Source organism: Myroides odoratimimus, from assembly GCF_030326305.1.
In the GTDB taxonomy this organism is placed as follows: domain Bacteria; phylum Bacteroidota; class Bacteroidia; order Flavobacteriales; family Flavobacteriaceae; genus Flavobacterium; species Flavobacterium odoratimimum_A.
The window spans coordinates 302,535-322,887 of record NZ_JACAKB010000002.1 but is presented as its reverse complement, the minus strand read 5'-3'; the positions used below and the strand labels follow the sequence as shown (position 1 = coordinate 322,887).

The window sequence follows — 20,353 nt, the reverse complement described above, 5'->3', positions numbered from 1 at the left end:
TAGCTTTGAATTATGTTTCAAAAGTAAACAATAAGAACTTAAAGTTTGGTTATAGTAGGTTTGATAAAATACTAAATAATAGTTAATTATTTAGGGGGTGTATTTTTGATAATAATAAATTATTGACATTTTTTTTATTATATTCCTATTTCGAACTGTAGTCTAAAATACCAATTGTTCTTTGTAGGGCCTTGATAGAACTTCTGTTTATCATACGTTAACTCAGCTTGTAATTTAAAAGTGTGCTCCCAAAGGTATTTGTTCGCTCCTAATGAGAACTGAGTTGTATTCGGCAAATTAAAGTCTGTGTTTTTGTGTAGTTGATCTTTCATTGTTTGAGTAGATACTCGTCCTATGATTTCATAATTGCTAGGGAATATATAACTCAGCTGGTAGTCCATCCCTTGACCAGCGAAGATGTAGTTATATCCAGCTGTAGGGTCTTCAAGATTGTTTAGTGATAAGGCGTCATCTAAGGTTCTGTTCATATACGATACCATACCAGCCCACCCATTATACTTCACGATACCGTCTAGCATTAATGAGTTGAATGATTTAGCTTCTCCTAACTTATTTCCTGTTTGACCTTGTGATTTCATTGCATTATTATTGCGATGGAAGGTACCTGACAACATTAGTTTAGGAGTTGCTTCTCTGGCTAAATCACCTTCAAAGAATGCTCCGTTTTTAGAAAAGCTACCTAAAGGGAATAACTCTACTCTACCTGTCAATGCATAACTATCGCTTTCGCTACCTGAGAAGTTACGACCTCTACCTGTTGATACTGCAGTCTTAATGTTATATCCGAACTCATTCTTCTTTTCGTGTAGATAATAAGCTTGGATACCGAAGTCACGGTCGATATTAAATTTAGCGTTATTAATAGAACGGTCTGTTAACTGAAGAGCTCCTGATGAGTTAATACGCTGTCTGTTACCTGGTAATTTAGTCTGTCCGAAGATAAAGTTCCAGTTTTCATTAGGACGATAAGTTAAGGCAGCATCACGGATAATATTGATAGGTTCATTTTCTTTGGTTGTACCTAAATCTTTAGGAGCGAATGAAAGCTGAATTACATATAAGAACTTAGGGCTACCTACGAAACCATCAAATCTTAGACGTAATCTTCTGATTTCTCCTTCATAGGTGTTTTTCTCTCCATCGTTCTCATTGAAGGTTAATCTGTTCTGCATTCTGAATCGTATATTCAACTGAAATATACTATCTGCGGAAGTCATCCCTAATCCTTTACCATAACTATAGTATGGTAGTTGTTCTAATTTTAATTCATTACTAGTGGTTTCATGCTTAATGTCCTGTGCCATTATCAGCATTGGACAAAGCAAAAAAAGACATTGTAAAAGCTTTTTCATAGTGTGTTGTATTTATTTGTGCAAAAATAACATTAGTTTTGCAATTGAAATACTTATGTTGTTAGTTCAATGTAAAATTAATGTTACCAAAAGGTTAAGGAAACGGATTTAATTAAAAATTATGGTATATATAGGTTATCATTTTAATGTAGAACCAAGAGAACTTGGTACAGAAATACTAATTGCTGAGTTAGGAGAGAAGGCATTTGAGAGTTTTGAAGAGACAGCAACAGGTGTTAGTGCTTACGTTCAAAAAGATTTGTGGACAGAGGATATTCTAGAAGATGTTTTTATTTTACAGTCAGAACAGTTTACTATTACTTATAGAAAAGAGGAGATAGCTCAGGTAAACTGGAATGAGGAGTGGGAAAAGAACTTTGATCCAATCGATGTAGATGGAATATGTTATGTAAGAGCACCATTTCACGAGAAGACAAGTGCTCAGTATGATATCGTTATAGAACCAAAGATGAGTTTCGGTACAGGACATCATGAAACAACTTTTATGATGATTCGTCAGATATTAAATAATGATATGCAGGATAAGGTAGTGTTAGATATGGGGTGTGGTACTGCTATCTTAGCGATACTAGCTGCTATGCGCGGAGCTAAACACGTAGATGCTATCGATATCGATAACTGGTGTTACCTTAACTCTATAGAGAATGCAGAGAGAAATAAGTGTACTAATGTAGAGGTGTTCGAAGGAGATGCTTCTATCATTAGTAAGGAGCCAAAATATGATGTTATCTTAGCTAATATCAATAGAAATATCTTATTGAATGATATGGATAAGTATGTAGCTAGTTTACAAAAAGGAGGTGAAATTTACTTTAGTGGTTTTTATACAGAAGATATTACAGCAATAAAAAATTGTGCAGAAAAAATTGGTTTGGTTTTTGAAAGTAATTTTGAAAGAAATAATTGGGTATCTTTGAAGTTCATTAAAGCATAAAAAACGTTATTATAATATATTATGAGTACACAGGAACAGATTCAAGAAAAAGTCAATGTAGAAGAGTTGTTGAATGGAAATAGTGAAATCGTTCTATACAATGATGATGTTAATACATTTGACCATGTAATTGACACTCTTATTCGTGTATGTGATCATACATCTGAGCAAGCAGAGCAATGTGCTATGTTAGTACATTATACAGGAAAATGCACAGTGAAGACAGGAGAGTTTAAGAAACTTAAATCTCAGTGTTTACAGTTATTAGATGCCGGATTAAGTGCAGAAATAGTGTAGATTGTCTTTGCTATCTAAGCAATGAGGTATAGTATCTAAAAGATCGTAAAGAAAGTAAGAACAGATTATCACAATAAGGGGTAATCTGTTTTTTTATGCTCATTATTGAGCTTTTTTTGGAGTGGTCACATAACGGTCGCATAGTGATCGCATAGTGGTCGCATAGTTTTAGGCTATTTTAATGCGACCATTATCCCTTCATTATTCCACCGACATGCTATCATAGGGATATAGATTAACAAAAAAAGGGCTATCTGTTTAGAATAGCCCTTTTAGTATTTATTTTTCTCTAAATTTTATGCCAATGAAAGTTCGAGTAGGGTTACCTCTCTCTATTTTCGTTTGGTTTAGCCACGTACTCTTTTCTTCTAGTTTGATTTCATTTAATGCCATTTTTTGAAATTTCTCAAAAAGTCTTTCTGTAGCCAATTTTTTATTTTGGTGCTGTGATCTACTATCCATAGCCAGTACAGTAATACCTGTAGGGGTATGAGTAGCTCTGACAGCGGAGCTAACTTTATTGACATTCTGTCCGCCAGCTCCTGAACTGCGTACGGCTTGGTATTGAATATCAGTGTCAAGAATTATGTTATTACTTGATTTAGTACTTTCAAATATACCAATGTACCAATTCTTTCTTTTGTGTTTAGGTCTAAATGGACTTTCACAAATCCACTGTACAGTACCCAACCAAGTTCTCAAAAAAGTATCAACTTCTTTAGACGCTTCGACGATTTGGATAAAGACCGACGCGCCATGTGCGTCGGTATTATCCTGTATTGGATCAACTTTAATATTGGATTTGACTGCGTCGTCTATAAAAAGTTGTGCGATTTTCTTAACGGCAAAATCACACTCTTGAGGACCTCTACCTGATGTAATCTGAATAACTTTTGCCATAATTACGTATCCATTCTTACAAATTTTGGGGTAAAGCTTCCCAATACTTTTACTAATTCGCTTTGAGCCTGCATTACTGCGTTGATGTCTTTATAAGCCATTGGGGCTTCATCTACACTACCTCCTATAAGCTGTACGCCAGTAGAACTAAGTTCTTTTTTAATCTCACTCTTGGTAAACTTCTGTTTACATGCCGCGCGTGAGTGTAGGCGTCCTGCTCCATGAGAGGCAGAATTTAGGCTCTCTGCATTTCCCAGACCTTCGACTATATAGCCATTAGTAGTCATAGATCCAGGTATTATTCCCAATTGTCCTTCTGCAGCAGGAGTAGCCCCTTTGCGGTGAACAATTAACTCTTTGTTGTTAATCACTTCTTTCCAAGCGAAGTTATGATGGTTTTCTATGGTGAAAGCTATCTGCTTACCTAATGCTTTAGCAATGCGACGGTGTATATCATCGTGGCAAGCTTTTGCGTAATCTCCTGCAAGATTCATGGCTAACCAATACTCTTGTCCATCATGTGTGTTGAGGTCTAACCAAGCTAAATGCTGAGCATTGCTTGGTAGGGGACATTGTTTAGTCGCTAAGTATGTATAATGTTTAGCGATGTTTGCCCCTAATCCTCTTGATCCGCTATGTGAAAGAACTGCAATATATTCTCCAGGCTCAAGTTTCCACTCAGGTTTAGTCTCTGTCAATCTGACGATGCCAAACTCTACAAAGTGATTACCACGACCTGATGTTCCCAATTGTTTATAGGCTTTGTCTAATAAACCTTTGACAAAGGGGATATTCTTAAATTCATCTCTACTGAATACCTCGTGATCAGCTTTTACTTTATGTGTGTCATACATACCGAATTTAGTGTGTTCTGACAAAATGTTTAGTAACTGATGGTCTTTACCTTTTAGGAAATTAGCAGGTAAATTAAAGACTGACATACTCATGCGACAGCCTATATCTACTCCAACTCCATAAGGGATAACTGCGTTATCAGTAGCTAATACCCCGCCTATAGGTAAACCATATCCATAGTGTGCGTCAGGCATTAGTGCCCCCTGTACTGCTACAGGTAGTTTTAAAGCAGTGAACAGTTGATACTTCGTCTGTTCGTCAATAGCATCTTCTCCATAAATAGAGAACGGAACTCTATTGGTATTGAGTTGATGTTTTTTGACTTCTACTTGTTTGATCATACTCTCTGCTACTTTTCCCCAGATACCATCTCCCATAAAAGATTCAGGATTCTGTAGTACAAGTTTAGCTTCTTCAAGTATGCTGTTTTTATTCTCTTTTTTCTTATATCTATTTACTTGCCCTAAGGCGATGTTTATGGTATTATTTTGAGGAAAGCCTATTTTAATAAAGTCTTTCCCAGAAAGTTTCCTTCCCATGATGTAAAATTTAAATTGACTAAATGCTCAATCCTTATAAATAGGACTGATTTGATTTTTACTGAAGATCTTTAGCATCTATCAGTCAATTCGGGGTTAATCTCGTTAAGGGTCCGGAATAAACAAAAAAAAGCCCGAATCAATCTTCGGGCTTTTCTATTATATGTAAAATTTAGATATTTTAGATAAAAGTAGCACGAAGACACACCCCAGCAATCCCTGCTGATGCGAATGATGTAGAAGTATAATTTAGTACAAACATTGTTCTTCGTTTTTAATAGTTAAACTTTATTTCGTTGCAAAGATTCAGTAAAATATTTGAATTGTGCAAGGATATATGTAATATTTAAAAAAGTATTTTTAGATGTATTGATATTGAATGAAAAGAAATTTTAAAAGTAAATAGATGATAAAGTTGATTTTAAAGGTAACTATCTCTTACCTTTGTGTATCAAAAAAAATAAAACAAATGAAAAAGATTTATTTATTCCTTTTAGGATTGAGCTTATCACTTCAGTCATGTGTGACGAAGGAAGAACTGTATGTGAAGGATAGTGGGGCTGTAGATTACACCTTTAAAATGGACTTTAAAGAGTTATTGCAAAATGTGCCTGATAAGAATGCTATTTTTAAAGGAGATGCCGAGAAGTTAGAATTAATTAGTGGACAAGAGCTAAGTATAGATCAGATACTTGACTTTGCGATGTTAAAAGAAAAGAACGGAGAACAGAAGAAAGATAGTATCATTAAAGCGAATAAAGAGTTGTTTGATAATACTAAGAATGTGCGCTTTATGATTAATATGAAAGACTCTTTGGCTGATTTTAATTTAAAAGTGATAGCAAAGGATGTAGCAGATTTAAATCAATCACTTATAAATATCAATAAAATAACAGATAAAACAAGTGAATTAGATAAGAAGCAAAATGGGAAAAAACAGCCACCTTTATTAGTAGAAAGTCAGTATAGCCTAGACAGCAAACAATTCGAAAGAAAGGTTAGTGTAAAAGATACTGAAGAAGCTAAGAAAGCTAATGAGATGGGAGGAATGGAAGCGATGTTTACTTATGTTCTAAAAACAAGTTTTGACAAGAAGATTAAGTCTGTATCTTATGAGGATGCTGTAATCAGTAAAGATGGTAAATCTTTTGAAAAGAAATTCTCTATGTCTGATATTATAGCTAATCCTAAAGTATTAGAGTATAAAGTGGAGTTTAAGTAAATTTTTTAAACTTAGTACAATAAAAAAAAGAGCTGTTTCATCAAACAGCTCTTTTCTTATTTATAATTTATTCATATTTCCAGCTAAAGCTTCAATGAATTTACCGATAGGACCTTTTACCATCATCGCCATCATTGGGTTAAAGCTACCTTCGAATTGAAGTTGTATCTCAGAGTTATTAGCATCTATCTCAGTAATATTTCCAGTTAATGTAAAAGGAAGTTTATCACTAGCAGCCCCTAGAATAACTTTAGAATTAGGAGTTTGATCTTTCTGTTTTAATTTGATTTCAGGCATTCCTTTAAGTGCAAATATAAAAGAATCATCTCCTGTAACTTCAAACTTAGCAATTGATTCAGGCATTAACTTTTCGAAGTTTTTAACGTCTGTCAAAGCGTTGAAGATATATTCAGCTGATTTAGCAACGGTTACTTTTGGACTTTCTAAGTTCATATATTCTAGTATTTAGGATATTATTATTGATTCCACTCTGAAGGATTCTTTCTCCACTCTTGTAGTGTTTCTAGATCACTGTCAGAAATGTATTTTTGATTTACAGCATTTTCTAATAAAGAAGTGTAGTTACTTAGTGTTGTAAGTTCGATACCAGCGCTTTTAAAGTTATCTTCAGCTACTTGGAATTCATATGTAAAGATAGCAGCCATCCCTAAGATATTAGCTCCGTTTTCTTTTAGTGCTTCTACAGCTTGTAGACTACTTTTACCAGTGCTGATTAGGTCTTCGATTACCACAACAGACTTACCTGCTTCTAATTGTCCTTCGATTTGATTTTGTCTTCCGTGTTTTTTAGGCTCAGGACGAACATATACAAAAGGCAATTCTAATGCTTCAGCTACTAAAAGACCAATACCTATAGCTCCAGTTGCGACACCAGCTATAACATCTGGTTTGCCATATTTAGCTACGATATTCTCAGCAAACTCTTTTTGTAAGAATTTACGTATCTCTGGATAAGACAATGTAATACGGTTATCACAGTAGATTGGAGATTTCCATCCTGAAGCCCACGTAAAAGGATTTTTAGGATTTAATTTAATTGCGTTAATTTGCAGAAGTGACTCGGCAGTTTTGTGTGCTGTTTCTTTATTAAAAATCATAATACAAATGTATAAAGTTTTTGTAAACGACAAACCATTGTTCTTAACAGATAAAATCGAGAAAGAAACCGATTTTCAACTGTTCTTATTAGATAGTGTCGATATTGACAAAATTATCATTAAATATTTTCAAAATAAAATTGATAAGGCTTTTTTATATCATCCTGATGAAAAAGAGATCTTAAAGAAGATAAAAGAGAAAATTCCTGTGCAAAAAGCAGGTGGTGGAGTGGTCTTTAATCCTAAAGGAGAAGTACTGTTTATTCTTAGAGGAGGCAAGTGGGATTTACCTAAAGGAGGAATAGAGAAAGGAGAAGAAATGGAGGAAACGGCTATACGTGAAGTAGAAGAAGAAACAGGTGTATCTAATCTAAAGATAGTGCGTAAGTTGCCTAAGACATATCATATCTTTAAGCGAAATGGTAAGTATAGATTAAAAATTACTACGTGGTATGAAATGACTTCTTCTTTTGATGGACCATTAGTAGGGCAGATAGAAGAAGATATAGAACAAGTAGCTTGGTTAAATAAAGAACAGATTAGAGAAGCAATGAATAACTCGTATGAGAATATTAAGTTGCTTATAGATGAGCTAGGAATATTGAAAGATAAGTAAATCAAAAAAAAACCTATCTAAAATTATTTAGATAGGTTTTTTTTTTGATTCTATACTAGATTAGAATTTTACTGTAGGAGGGACTAGTTTAGAATAGTCTCCTTTATTGCGAATAACATCTCTTACTATACTAGAGCTAATAAATGATGTACTAGCTGCTGTTAGTAAGAAGACAGTTTCTATCTTTGTTAAGAAGCGATTAGTATGTGCAATTGCTTTTTCAAACTCAAAGTCAGCTGGATTTCTTAGCCCTCTTAGGATGAACTGTGCATCTACTTTAAAGCAAAAATCTGTAGTTAAGCCTTCATAAGTAGCAACTTTAATTTTAGGTTCATTTCTAAATGTTTCTTCAATAAACCGCTTTCTGTCTTCTAGTGAAAACATATATTTTTTATCTGAGTTTACTCCTATAGCAACAATAATCTCATCAAATAGAGGTAATGCTCTTTTGATAATATCATAATGGCCATTGGTAATAGGATCAAAAGAACCTGGCAAGACTGCTCTTCTCATAGTATCTAAAATTAATTTGCTTTTTGCAAAGCTAAAACAATTGCGTTGTCAAACAAATCAGCTAAGGCAATATTAGCCGCTTTTGCTTGTTGTGGTAAAATACTTTCTTTCGTTAATCCTGGAACAGTATTCATTTCTAATAAGAAAGGTACACCGTCTACAATGATAAATTCGCTGCGAGAGAAGCCTTGCATATTTAATATTTTATATACTCTACTTGCTATATCTGCAACTCTATCTCTAGTTTTGTCATCTATTCTAGCAGGAGTTATCTCTTGAGACTTACCTAAGTATTTAGCTTCATAATCAAAGAAGTCATTTTCAGAAACTATCTCTGTCATAGGTAATACTTTAATTTCTCCTTGATAGTCAATAACGCCTACGGATACTTCAGTACCATTTAAGAAGCTTTCGATTATAATCTCGTTATCTTCTTTATAAGCTACTTCTATGGCAGTAATTAATTCTTCTGTAGTTTTTGCTTTAGAGATACCAAAGCTAGAACCAGATCTATTTGGTTTTACAAAACAAGGTAACCCAACACGTTGAATAATTTCTTCAGTATTGATTACATCCCCTTCATTTAAGTAATAAGATATTGCAGTTTTAATACCAAACGGTTTTAAGACAGAAAGCATGTCTCTTTTATTCATTGTTAAAGCAGCTTGGTAGTAGTCACAAGAAGTATGAGGCATTCCGATTAGAGAAAAATAAGCTTGCATTAGTCCATCTTCTCCAGGAGTACCATGTATAGCGTTAAATACAACGTCAAAGGTTATTTTGTTGCCTTTGTAGTTTACCGAAAAGTCATTTTTATCAATAGGGAATTCATCATTGTTATCATCTACATACACCCATTTGTTTTCAAAGATATGTATTGGGTAAGGAATATATTTAGAGCGGTCTAGTGTTTCGCATACCACTTTACCACTAGTCAATGAGATTTTGTATTCGCTAGAATATCCCCCCATAATTACTGCTACGTGCTTCATATAGAGCTAAATTTTAATACATTAGTATAAATTACTACTTTGTATTTGTTCAAAACAAATTTATAATAAAACATAGAAACAAAAAATGTTTTCGATTTTATATCTTTGCTCAAAATAAGTAGATATGAAATTAATGGATTTTCTAAAAAGTAGAGCCTTTTTTATTTCCTTAGCGAGTGCTGTCGTAATCGTTATACTAGGTGTATTATTAGCACTTAGATGGTTAGCACATACAACTAATCACGGTGAAAAAATAGAAGTGCCAAGTTTGATTAAGCTAGATACTGATCAGGCATTACAATTGTTACAGAAGAATGAGTTGAACATGGTTGTGTTAGATACACTTGACTATGATAAAGACTTTCCTCCATTAAGCATTGTAGAACAAGACCCAGCTCCTAAGACTGGAGTGAAAACAAATAGAAAGATATATGTAAAGATTAATGCATCTGGATATGGTAATGTAAAATTGCCAAAACTAGAAGAGTTAACTTACCGTCAGGCCTTAGCGACTATTAAGTCATTAGGTTTAAAAGAAGGAACTATTTCATATCAGACTTTTATTGGGAAAGATGTAGTTCTTAAAGTTTACCAAAAAGGAAAGGTTTTAAATGAAGGTGATAAAATAGCGAAAGACTCTAGAATTGATTTTGTTTTAGGAGATGGTAGAGCAGGCTATTCTGAGGAGGAATTGGATGTTGCACCAGCTATTGAAGATGCTAATGGCAACTCTAGTAATTCTAGTGAATTTGATTTTTAAAAGATTTAAATAAGATTAATGCAAGAAGATAATGTAGAAATGTTCGATGACTTAGAAGGTGAGTTATTTGAGCATTATAGATTTGAAGCTGGGAAAGGACAAGCTCCTTTAAGAGTGGATAAGTTTTTAATGAACTTAGTAGAGAATGCTACACGTAATAAAATACAACAAGCTGCTACTAATGGGAACATATTTGTAAATGATGTACCTGTAAAATCAAATCATAAAGTAAAAGCAAATGATGTGGTGCGTGTGCTGATGAAACAACCACCATTCGAAAATATTATAATACCTGAGAATATTCCTCTTGATATAGTATATGAGGATGATTCATTATTAGTAGTGAATAAGCCAGCAGGTCTAGTAGTACACCCAGGACATGGTAACTATACTGGGACATTAGTAAATGCTTTAGCTTATCACTTTGAGAATTTACCTCTAAATAGTAGTGAAAGACCAGGGTTGGTCCACCGTATTGATAAAGATACTAGTGGATTATTAGTTGTTGCAAAGACTGAATGGGCAATGACTGAGCTTCAAAAGCAGTTTGCAGAGAAGACATCTGAGCGAGAGTATATCGCTATGGTATGGGGAAATGTAGAAGAGGATGAAGGTACGATAGAGAGCTATATCGGTAGACATGTAAAAGATAGAATGCAGATGGCAGCCTTTGATGATGAAAGTATGGGTAAATGGGCTGTGACACACTATAAAGTACTTGAGCGCTTGGGGTATGTAACTTTAGTGTCTTGTCGTCTAGAGACAGGTCGTACACACCAGATACGTGTTCATATGAAACATATTGGTCATACACTGTTTAACGATGAGCGTTATGGGGGTAATTTGATTCTAAAGGGAACGACCTTCACGAAGTATAAGCAGTTTGTAGATAATTGCTTTGCTGTTTTGCCTAGACAGGCTTTACATGCTAAGACTTTAGGTTTCACACATCCTATCACGAAAGAAAGAATGAGGTTTAACTCTGAGATACCTACAGATATGATAGAGTGTATAGAGAAATGGAGAACGTATGCTCAAGCTTCTAATTTTGGAAATAAAGTAGATGGACTATAGTCTGTTTTAATATATCAAAGCCTCATCTGATGATGAGGCTTTTTTTATTTGCTTTTTTTAAGTTGTCCTAAAAAATCATTTAAAAAAGGAGAAAAAAGCTTTAATCTAGGTTAAAAAAACATAAATAGAAGGAAAGTAATTAAATTATTTTAGTTACTTTGTTGACTTTAGTTGAAGATGTTTAATCAGTTTAAATTACATATAGAGAATAACTTCAAAGAGTTATTAGAAGAACCGTTATTATTAGCAGTAAGCGGAGGGATAGATAGTATTGTTTTAGCGTACTTATGTCATAAAATAGGATTAGATATCACTATAGCACACTGTAACTTTCATTTAAGGGGAGAGGATAGTAATGAAGATCAAAGATTTGTAGAAGAGTTCGGTGCTAGATTAGGTATACCCGTTTTTGTAGCAGAGTTTGACACAGAACAGTATGCTATAGAGAACAAAGTGTCTATACAAATTGCAGCTAGAGAATTGCGCTATGATTGGTTTAGAGAACTAGCTGCACAACAGAGAAAGACTTTTCTGTTAACTGCTCACCATTTAGATGATTCAATGGAGACGTTCTTAATTAATTTATCTAGAGGGACTGGTATAGAAGGATTGTTAGGAATACCTGCTAGAAATGGCTATATCAGAAGACCATTATTGCCATTTACTAGAGAGGATATCGCCCATTATGCAGAAGAGAATAATATTACTTGGAGAGAAGATATAACAAATAGTCAGACAAAATATTTGCGTAATAAAATTCGTAGGAATATATTGCCACTTCTAAAAGAGACGAATGAATATTTTTGTCAGTCTTTTTTACAGACAATAGAATATTTGCAACAGACAGTAGATTTGAGTGAAGATGCTAGTAAATATTATTACAGTCAGGTAGTTACCGAACATGGCGGTGAGAAGATAAGTATTAACTTAGAGAAGTTAAAAAGTCTTTCTTCACCTAAGGCGTATTTGTATAAGTGGTTATCCCCATTAGGATTTACGGCTTGGTCTGACATTGAAGATTTAATTAATGGAACATCGGGAAAAATGATTTATTCATCTACTCATGTACTGTTGAAGAATAGAGGAGAGTTTATTATAAAACCTCTTTCAGAAGAAATAGAGAATAAAGAACAAATATATTTTTTAGAGAACAAACAAACATTAACCCAACCACTAACGATTAGTATAACACCTTATGAAGAAAAACAGTTAACAAGCGATGCTTCGACCATTTATGTAGATGGAGATTTATTGACTTTTCCATTGACTATACGTAAATATCGAAGTGGAGATAGATTTATCCCATTTGGGATGAAAGGAACAAAGAAAGTGAGTAAGTTCTTTAAAGATGAGAAGTATAGTCTTTTTGATAAAGAGAATACTTGGCTTTTATGTTCAGAAAATAAGATTGTATGGGTTATCGGTAGTCGAATGGATGAACGATTTAAGATAAAAGATACAACAACAAACATTATTAAAATTCAAATTAATCTATGAGAAAATTAGCTTATTTGCTACTTTTTTTATTGTCATTTATATCAATTCAGGCTCAGATTACTAATCCTGCTAAATGGCAATCTAAAATTGAGAAAAAGTCTGATACAGAATACACCATTACTTGGGATGCTGTAATAGAAAAGAACTGGCATTTATACTCCCAATATAATCCAGAAGGAGGTTCGTTGCCTTTAGAGTTTATTTATAATAATCAAGAAGGTAATTATACATTAGAAGGTAAAGCAAAGGAGAGTGAGACAAAGACTTCATTTAATGACGTTTTTGGTGTGGATGAAATCTACTTCGTAGACTCTGCTAAATTAGTTCAAGACATTAAGATAACTAATCCTGCTGTGGAAACTATCCAAGTAGAATTAGCTTATCAGGTATGTGATGAAATGTGTATTAGTCAGAGCAATTTATTTGTTTACGACTTAAAAACACTTGAAACGAAGGAAGTAAAGAACTTTGAGGACATAGCAACTACTGCTGTAGATACTAAAAAAGACAGTGATACAACTGATACAACAGTAGCTACAACAGGGAATGCGAAGGAAGAGAAAAAAGGATTGTTTACTATTTTCTTTTTGGCATTCTTATCAGGATTTGCAGCATTACTAACACCATGTGTATTCCCAATGATTCCGATGACAGTGAGTTTCTTTACTAAACAGTCTAAGACTAGAGCGAAAGGAATTAAGAATGCAATTATCTATGGATTATCTATCATCCTTATCTATGTAGTATTAGGAACGATAGTGACTGCAATATTTGGAGCAGATTCATTAAACGCACTTTCTACGAATGTGTATTTTAATATTATCTTCTTCTTATTGTTAGTGATATTCGCTACTTCATTCTTAGGAGCATTTGAGATTATGCTACCTAACTCATGGGCTAATAAAGTAGATTCACAAGCAGACAGAGGAGGTATTGTAGGGATCTTATTTATGGCATTAGCTCTGGCTATAGTGTCTTTCTCATGTACAGGACCTATCGTAGGAACACTATTGGTAGAAGCAGCATCTAAAGGAGGTATAGCACCTATAGTAGGAATGTTAGGGTTCTCTCTAGCATTAGCATTGCCATTTATGTTATTCGCTATGTTCCCGGGATGGTTAAACTCTATGCCACGTTCAGGAGGATGGTTAAATACTGTGAAAGTATCTTTAGGATTCTTAGAGTTGGCTTTAGCGTTTAAATTCTTATCTAATGCAGACCTTGTGTTACAAGCACATTGGTTAGAGAGAGAAGTATTCTTAGCGATCTGGATTGCTATCTTTGGAGCATGGGCGTTGTATTTATTAGGAAAGATCAGGTTACCTCATGATAGCCCTACAGATAGTATATCAGTAGGAAGGTTGTTTATGGCTTTATTGGTATCTGTATTTACGATTTATATGATACCAGGGCTATGGGGAGCACCACTTAAGATTATCTCAGGTTTCCCTCCACCAATGACATATTCAGAAAGTCCTTATGGTGTAGGAGGAAAAGGTGGTAACGGAGGAGGAGTAGCTACTGCTATTCCAGACGGAGCTAAACTAGGAGCACATGATATTATTGCCTTTACAGATTATGAAAAAGGTATGGCTTATGCTAAGTCTGTAAATAAACCAGTCTTACTTGACTTCACAGGTTTTGCATGTGTAAACTGTCGTAAGATGGAAGACTATGTATGGTCAGAAGCAGAAGTATTATCTATCTTAAAAAATGAAGTTGTTTTAATTTCATTATATGTAGATGATAAGAAAGAATTACCAGAGAGTGAACAGTATATTTCTGAAACTACAGGTAAGAAAATAAAAACGATTGGTAATAAATGGAGTGATTTCCAAATGAAACATTACCAAGCGAATGCACAGCCTTATTATATCGTATTAGATAAAGAAGGTAATCGCTTAAATGAAGCTGTTGGTTATATGCCAGATGCACCAGACTATAAAGCATGGTTAGAAAGCGGTATTAATAAAGTAAAATAACTTACGATTATATTTTAAGATAAGCCACGTGATATCACGTGGCTTTTTTTATGGTAGTAGTATAAAAAAACAAAGGTGTTTTGATTTAATTTTAACAAGAAAGTTAATACATTTGATAACCTTCTAAAGTAGGGTAGCAAAACACAATATTTAATTTAAGTACCTTTTGTTAATCAATAATAGAGGATGTATTCTTCAGAATATTAGATGATTAATTAGAGCGTATAAAATAAGCTAAGAAAAATGAAAAGAAGTTTAGTTGCATTATCATTTGCATTGTTTACACTGTGTACACAAGCACAAGTTCACACTCCACCTACAAGTACAAAAGCAGAATCACATCAAGTAGTGGGACTTACAGATATCAAAATTGATTACTCAAGACCGAATATGAGAGGGCGTTTAGTATTTGGTGATTTAGTTCCTTATGGAAGAATGTGGAGAACAGGAGCGAATATGAATACGGTAGTTACTTTTGGTAATGATGTAGAGATCGGTGGTAAGAAATTAAAGAAAGGATCATACGCATTATTTACTATTCCTAAAGTAGAAGAATGGGAAGTAATATTCTATGCAGATACGAATAACTGGGGATTACCAGAGAAATGGGACGAGAGTAAAGTAGCTTTATCGACTAAGGTTAAACCTATTGGTTCTGATCGCAAGTTTGAGACATTAACTGTAGCAGTAAATAATGTGAACATAGACTATGCGGACTTAGAGATTATGTGGGAGAAGACTGTTGTGCCTATCCGTTTTAAAGTACCAACAGATCAATTGGCAATGCAAAGTATAGAAGAGACATTTGATGGACCTACAATCGTTGACTACTATGGCGCAGCAGAATATTACTACCTAACGAATAAAGATCTTGTAAAAGCTCTAGATTGGGTAAATAAGGCTATAGAAAAATCAGGGGAGAAAATACCGTACTACTTTGTACGCTTAAAATCACAGATCCAAGCTAAAGGAGGAGATAAAATTGCTGCTGTAGAAACTGCCAAATGGGCATTAGAGTTAGCAGAGAAAGCGAATAACCTTGATTATATAAAGATCAATAAAGACGCTATAAGAGAGTGGAGCAAGTAATTTTAATTAAGAAGTGCTTAAAATACTGATTTATGAAGTATTATAGCTGAATATATAAAGAAAAGATAGTTCTAATGAGCTATCTTTTTTTGTTTCTATGAAGTTGTGAACTGTTAATTAATCATATCTCTAATTCCTATTACCTTATGCCGTAGGCAAACAATAGAAAACCACCTTCACAAAAAAACAAACCTACTATCAACTATCTTTTTTATTTAAGTTATTTTGATTCTGTATTGAATGCTTTATCTTTGTGTCTTAACAACACAATCTAAAATATGCTAACAGAATTAAATGCTATTTCGCCTATCGATGGGCGTTATAGAGGTAAGACCAATGCAATAGCTAATTATTTCTCAGAAGAAGCATTAATCAAGTACAGAGTATTAGTAGAAGTAGAGTACTTTATTTCTCTATGTGAGCACAATGTTCCTCAATTAGCCAATGTCCCAAGTTCTATCTTTCCTGAATTGCGTAAACTGTATCAAGAGTTTACTACAGAAGATGCTTTGTGGATTAAGGAGATGGAGAAAACTACGAATCACGATGTGAAAGCAGTAGAGTACTTTCTGAAAAGCGCATTTGACATTTTAAAGTTAGAAGAATATAAAGAGTTTATTCACTTTGGACTAACTTCTCAGGATATTAATAACACCTCTATACCTTTATTGACTAAAGAAGCGTATGAGGATGTGTATAAACCATCTTTAGTCACTGTTATCAATAGATTAAAAGAGTTAAGCATAGAGTGGAAGGATGTACCTATGTTAGCACGTACGCATGGTCAGCCTGCTTCTCCTACACGTCTAGGTAAAGAGATTTACGTATTCGTGGAGCGTCTAGAACAGCAGTTAGCATTATTAGAGCAAGTACCTTTTGCAGCTAAATTTGGTGGTGCTACAGGTAACTTTAATGCACATCATGTAGCTTACCCAAAACAAGATTGGAAACAGTTTGGAACTGACTTCGTAGAATTGACTTTAGGGCTTAAGCATTCTTTCCCGACTACACAGATAGAGCACTATGATCACTTCGCGGCATTCTTTGATGGATTAAAACGTATAAACACGATACTAATAGACTTAGATAGAGATATCTGGACGTATGTATCGATGGATTACTTTAAACAGAAGATTAAGGCAGGAGAGATAGGTTCTTCGGCTATGCCTCATAAAGTGAATCCTATTGACTTTGAAAACTCAGAAGGAAACTTAGGTATCGCTAATGCAATCTTTGAACACTTAGCAGCTAAGTTACCGATATCACGTCTTCAACGTGATTTGACTGACAGTACAGTATTGCGTAACGTAGGAGTACCTTTTGGACATACGCTTATTGCATTTGAGTCTACATTAAAAGGATTGAATAAGTTATTGCTGAATGCAGATAAGTTTGCTCAAGACTTAGAGAATAACTGGGCTGTAGTAGCAGAAGCTATTCAGACTATCCTAAGAAGAGAAGGATACCCTAATCCGTATGAAGCTTTAAAAGATTTAACTAGAACGAATACAGTGATTAATAAAGAATCAATGCATAATTTCATCGACACGTTAAATGTATCTGATGCGATTAAAACTGAACTTAAAGCAATCACACCAGCTAATTATTTAGGAGTAGATATTCTGTAATAAGAATTTACAATAAAATGAATAAGCGAGTCTTTCGAAAGAAAGACTCGTTTTTTTATTAATTTTAATATTAATTCGAAATGATTTAAAAATGACGGATATCATTAATTTTGAAGAACACCTTTTTAAGGATCAGCTTGCTATATATATCAGTTCTGTATGGGTATTGAATAATACTAGTTCTTTTGGACATGAGATTGTTTTAATTCCTGATGGAATGATAGATATGTGTTGTTTTTACGATTTGGAAGGGAATATGCAGAAGATGTTGTTCGGTTTGTGTACTAAGCCAGAAATGACTGTCATTCCTCCTCATAGTGAGATGAGAGTGATTAGTTTCACTCCACTTGGTATAGAGTATCTCTTGAAAATTAATATTAATGATATTGTAGATAGTCAATGTTGTTTACCTTCAGATTTTTTGCCTCAAATTGATTTTAGTAGAGGAAATATTCAAAAGCTAATAACTTCTGCTTATATGTGGGCTACTTCTATTGATGTAGAAGGTGTTGATCATAAGAAGATTGATTTATTTGATATTGTTACTAAGAATAGTGGGAATATTGTGATTAAAGAGTTGGAATCAACTATTTTTTGGAGCCAAAGACAAATGAATAGATATTTTAATAATGGTTTTGGTATATCCTTAAAGAAGTATTGTAATATTTTGAGGTTCTATTCTAACGTAGCAGGGGTTAAGAGAGGAAGTTTCTTTCCTGACATAGGTTTTTCAGATCAGGCTCATTTTATTCGTGAAACGCGAAAGTTATGTGGGGTGACACCAAGAGAATTATTTCAAAATAAAAATGACCGTTTTATTCAATTATCAAAGTTCTCCGATATTTAGTTTTGTCTTTTTAATCAAAAGAAAGAAACAAATGATAACAGAACAAATGGTAACAGTGTATTTTGATCAACCTTATTGGGTTGTTTTATTTGAGAAGACAGAGGGTAAACAGTATTCTGTAGCTAAGGAAGTTATAGGAACAGCAGAACCAGATTACTCTACCATTAATAAGTTTCTGTGTGAACTTGATTTTAATGAATTGAAATATACCTTTAGTATTAAAGGGGCTTGTAAGAAGAACAAGTATAGATTTAAGAAACAAGTTAAGAAAAATCGTTTATTACAAAGTGACTTAAAAGTGAAATATGTTTTTACAAAAGCACAACTCATGTTGAAAGAGCAACTAGAGATAGATAAGAGTGTGCGCAAAAAAGAGAATAGATTACTAAAAGAAGAACGTGAGCAGTTTAAGTATGTCTTAAGGCAAAAGAAGAAAAAGGAAAAACATAGAGGACATTAATTTTAAAGTATAAAAGAAGTAAGGATAAATAAAAAAACGGGCTACCTTAAGGCAGCCCGTTTCTATATATTGAATAATCTAATTCTTATAAGTGGATTACTTCACCGTAAGCATCAGCTACAGCTTCCATCACAGCCTCACTCATAGTAGGGTGTGGGTGCACAGCTTTAAGGATTTCGTATCCAGTAGTTTCTAATTTACGAGCAACTACAGCCTCAGCGATCATATCTGTAACACCAGCTCCGATCATGTGGCATCCTAACCACTCACCGTATTTAGCATCGAAGATAACTTTAACGAATCCATCAGGAGTACCAGCAGCTTTTGCTTTTCCAGATGCAGAGAATGGGAATTTACCTACTTTAAGTTCATAACCAGCCTCTTTCGCTTTAGCCTCAGTCATACCTACAGAAGCGATCTCTGGAGTAGCATAAGTACATCCTGGGATATTTCCGTAATCTAATGGCTCTACATGGTGTCCAGCGATTTTCTCAACACATAAGATACCTTCAGCAGAAGCCACGTGAGCTAACGCTTGTCCAGGTACTACGTCACCGATAGCATAGTATCCAGGTACGTTAGTTTGGTAGAAGTCGTTTACTAAGATTTTATCTCTATCTGTAGCGATACCTACTTCTTCTAATCCGATGTTCTCGATATTCGTTTTGATACCTACAGCAGATAATAAGATATCAGCTTCTAATACCTCTTCACCTTTAGCTGTTTTTACATATGCTTTTACTCCTTCACCTGTAGTGTCGATACGCTCTACAGAAGAGTTAGTCATAATGTTGATACCATTTTTCTTTAAAGAACGCTCAAATTGTTTTGAGATATCTTCATCCTCTACAGGAACGATATTTGGCATAAACTCAACAATAGTTACATCGGTACCCATTGATTTATAGAAGTAAGCGAACTCCACTCCAATAGCTCCAGAACCAACAACAATCATTTTCTTAGGTTGTTGAGGTAATGTTAGTGCTTGTCTGTATCCGATTACTTTTTTACCATCTTGAGGTAAGTTAGGTAACTCTCTAGAACGAGCACCTGTAGCGATGATAATATGGTCAGCAGATAGTTCAGTTACTTTTCCATCTTTGTCAGTAACGTCTACTTTCTTACCTGGTTTTACTTTTCCGAATCCGTCGATAACTTCGATCTTATTCTTTTTCATTAAGAATTGAACTCCTTTGCTCATTCCTTCAGCTACGTTACGAGAACGTGCGATAACAGCATTGAAATCTTTATCTACATCACCATTGATAGTCAATCCGTAGTCAGAAGCGTGTTTAAGGTACTCAAACACCTGTGCCGATTTAAGAAGAGCTTTCGTTGGGATACATCCCCAGTTTAAGCAGATACCTCCTAAATTTTCTTTTTCAACAACTGCAACTTTAAAACCTAACTGAGAAGCTCTAATCGCAGTAACGTAACCTCCAGGGCCACTTCCTAAAACAATAATATCGAATTTCATATATCTATATATTTCTATATTTTATGCTACGAAAATAATCATTTATTTCTGTTATTGAAACTTTCAATACGAAAAGTTGATAGGCTGTAACTAAGGTAATTGCAAGGAGTGTAGCTTATTTGGCTATTAGGACGTGACAATTATTATCAAAAAGGCAAT

20 protein-coding genes are annotated in these 20,353 nt (G+C 34.1%); 12 read left to right on the top strand and 8 right to left on the bottom strand.

Features of this window, described 5'->3' with window-relative positions:
• Positions 1 to 137: 137 nt before the first annotated feature.
• On the bottom strand, positions 138 to 1,373 hold the full coding sequence (locus tag HX049_RS03195; protein ID WP_286414005.1) for a porin: 1,236 nt from the start codon (positions 1,371 to 1,373) through the stop codon (positions 138 to 140).
• A gap of 121 nt (positions 1,374 to 1,494) precedes the next feature.
• Here HX049_RS03195 and prmA point away from each other — a divergent pair, with 121 nt between their 5' ends.
• Both prmA and HX049_RS03185 read left to right on the top strand, forming a co-directional pair.
• Entirely contained in the window at positions 1,495 to 2,328 is an 834-nt protein-coding gene (gene prmA / locus HX049_RS03190; RefSeq protein WP_286414003.1) for a 50S ribosomal protein L11 methyltransferase, read from the top strand.
• A gap of 21 nt (positions 2,329 to 2,349) precedes the next feature.
• Positions 2,350 to 2,625: an ATP-dependent Clp protease adaptor ClpS gene (locus HX049_RS03185; RefSeq protein ID WP_286414002.1), complete on the top strand. Its 276-nt coding sequence runs from the start codon at positions 2,350 to 2,352 to the stop codon at positions 2,623 to 2,625.
• 279 nt (positions 2,626 to 2,904) lie between these two features.
• Here the strand turns inward: HX049_RS03185 and prfH are convergent, their stop codons facing one another.
• Both prfH and HX049_RS03175 read right to left on the bottom strand, forming a co-directional pair.
• A complete protein-coding gene (prfH, locus tag HX049_RS03180) occupies positions 2,905 to 3,525 on the bottom strand; it encodes a peptide chain release factor H (protein ID WP_286414000.1) in 621 nt (206 codons plus the stop codon).
• A 2-nt stretch (positions 3,526 to 3,527) separates the two neighbouring features.
• A complete protein-coding gene (locus tag HX049_RS03175; RefSeq protein WP_286413996.1) occupies positions 3,528 to 4,919 on the bottom strand; it encodes an RtcB family protein in 1,392 nt (463 codons plus the stop codon).
• 469 nt (positions 4,920 to 5,388) lie between these two features.
• Here HX049_RS03175 and HX049_RS03170 point away from each other — a divergent pair, with 469 nt between their 5' ends.
• Positions 5,389 to 6,141: a hypothetical protein gene (locus tag HX049_RS03170; protein WP_286413994.1), complete on the top strand. Its 753-nt coding sequence runs from the start codon at positions 5,389 to 5,391 to the stop codon at positions 6,139 to 6,141.
• A 60-nt stretch (positions 6,142 to 6,201) separates the two neighbouring features.
• On the opposite strand, the gene HX049_RS03165 is transcribed toward HX049_RS03170, so the two are convergent.
• Together HX049_RS03165 and pyrE are read right to left on the bottom strand one after the other, a co-directional pair.
• On the bottom strand, positions 6,202 to 6,594 hold the full coding sequence (locus HX049_RS03165; protein ID WP_286413993.1) for an SRPBCC family protein: 393 nt from the start codon (positions 6,592 to 6,594) through the stop codon (positions 6,202 to 6,204).
• Positions 6,595 to 6,617: 23 nt separating this feature from the next.
• A complete protein-coding gene (pyrE, locus tag HX049_RS03160; protein ID WP_286413991.1) occupies positions 6,618 to 7,259 on the bottom strand; it encodes an orotate phosphoribosyltransferase in 642 nt (213 codons plus the stop codon).
• Positions 7,260 to 7,266: 7 nt separating this feature from the next.
• Here pyrE and HX049_RS03155 point away from each other — a divergent pair, with 7 nt between their 5' ends.
• On the top strand, positions 7,267 to 7,875 hold the full coding sequence (locus HX049_RS03155; protein ID WP_286413990.1) for an NUDIX hydrolase: 609 nt from the start codon (positions 7,267 to 7,269) through the stop codon (positions 7,873 to 7,875).
• A 60-nt stretch (positions 7,876 to 7,935) separates the two neighbouring features.
• Here the strand turns inward: HX049_RS03155 and coaD are convergent, their stop codons facing one another.
• Together coaD and HX049_RS03145 are read right to left on the bottom strand one after the other, a co-directional pair.
• Positions 7,936 to 8,388: a pantetheine-phosphate adenylyltransferase gene (gene coaD / locus HX049_RS03150; protein ID WP_286413989.1), complete on the bottom strand. Its 453-nt coding sequence runs from the start codon at positions 8,386 to 8,388 to the stop codon at positions 7,936 to 7,938.
• A gap of 11 nt (positions 8,389 to 8,399) precedes the next feature.
• Entirely contained in the window at positions 8,400 to 9,380 is a 981-nt protein-coding gene (locus HX049_RS03145; RefSeq protein ID WP_286413988.1) for a D-alanine--D-alanine ligase, read from the bottom strand.
• 124 nt (positions 9,381 to 9,504) lie between these two features.
• On the opposite strand from HX049_RS03145, the gene HX049_RS03140 reads away from it, so the two are divergent.
• From HX049_RS03140 to HX049_RS03105, 8 genes are all read left to right on the top strand, one after another.
• Complete coding sequence (locus HX049_RS03140) at positions 9,505 to 10,140, top strand: PASTA domain-containing protein (protein ID WP_286413987.1); 636 nt, start codon at positions 9,505 to 9,507, stop codon at positions 10,138 to 10,140.
• 18 nt (positions 10,141 to 10,158) lie between these two features.
• Complete coding sequence (locus HX049_RS03135) at positions 10,159 to 11,214, top strand: RluA family pseudouridine synthase (RefSeq protein ID WP_286413985.1); 1,056 nt, start codon at positions 10,159 to 10,161, stop codon at positions 11,212 to 11,214.
• 177 nt (positions 11,215 to 11,391) lie between these two features.
• Positions 11,392 to 12,711 (top strand): tRNA lysidine(34) synthetase TilS, encoded by a 1,320-nt coding sequence (gene tilS, locus HX049_RS03130; protein WP_286413983.1) that lies wholly within the window; start codon positions 11,392 to 11,394, stop codon positions 12,709 to 12,711.
• Positions 12,708 to 14,693 (top strand): protein-disulfide reductase DsbD family protein, encoded by a 1,986-nt coding sequence (locus tag HX049_RS03125; RefSeq protein ID WP_286413981.1) that lies wholly within the window; start codon positions 12,708 to 12,710, stop codon positions 14,691 to 14,693. The genes tilS and HX049_RS03125 overlap by 4 nt, the downstream gene beginning before the upstream one ends.
• 243 nt (positions 14,694 to 14,936) lie before the next feature.
• A complete protein-coding gene (locus HX049_RS03120) occupies positions 14,937 to 15,782 on the top strand; it encodes a DUF2911 domain-containing protein (RefSeq protein ID WP_286413979.1) in 846 nt (281 codons plus the stop codon).
• 278 nt (positions 15,783 to 16,060) lie between these two features.
• A complete protein-coding gene (gene purB / locus HX049_RS03115; protein ID WP_286413977.1) occupies positions 16,061 to 17,410 on the top strand; it encodes an adenylosuccinate lyase in 1,350 nt (449 codons plus the stop codon).
• 91 nt (positions 17,411 to 17,501) lie between these two features.
• A complete protein-coding gene (locus tag HX049_RS03110; RefSeq protein WP_286413975.1) occupies positions 17,502 to 18,257 on the top strand; it encodes a helix-turn-helix domain-containing protein in 756 nt (251 codons plus the stop codon).
• Between the two features lie 31 nt (positions 18,258 to 18,288).
• The gene (locus HX049_RS03105) at positions 18,289 to 18,717 is read left to right on the top strand and encodes a YjdF family protein (RefSeq protein WP_286413974.1); all 429 of its coding nucleotides are present in this window, start codon (positions 18,289 to 18,291) and stop codon (positions 18,715 to 18,717) included.
• Between the two features lie 85 nt (positions 18,718 to 18,802).
• On the opposite strand, the gene lpdA is transcribed toward HX049_RS03105, so the two are convergent.
• Positions 18,803 to 20,194, bottom strand: coding sequence for a dihydrolipoyl dehydrogenase (lpdA, locus tag HX049_RS03100; RefSeq protein ID WP_006257123.1), 1,392 nt, complete (start codon positions 20,192 to 20,194; stop codon positions 18,803 to 18,805).
• Between the last annotated feature and the right edge of the window lie 159 nt (positions 20,195 to 20,353).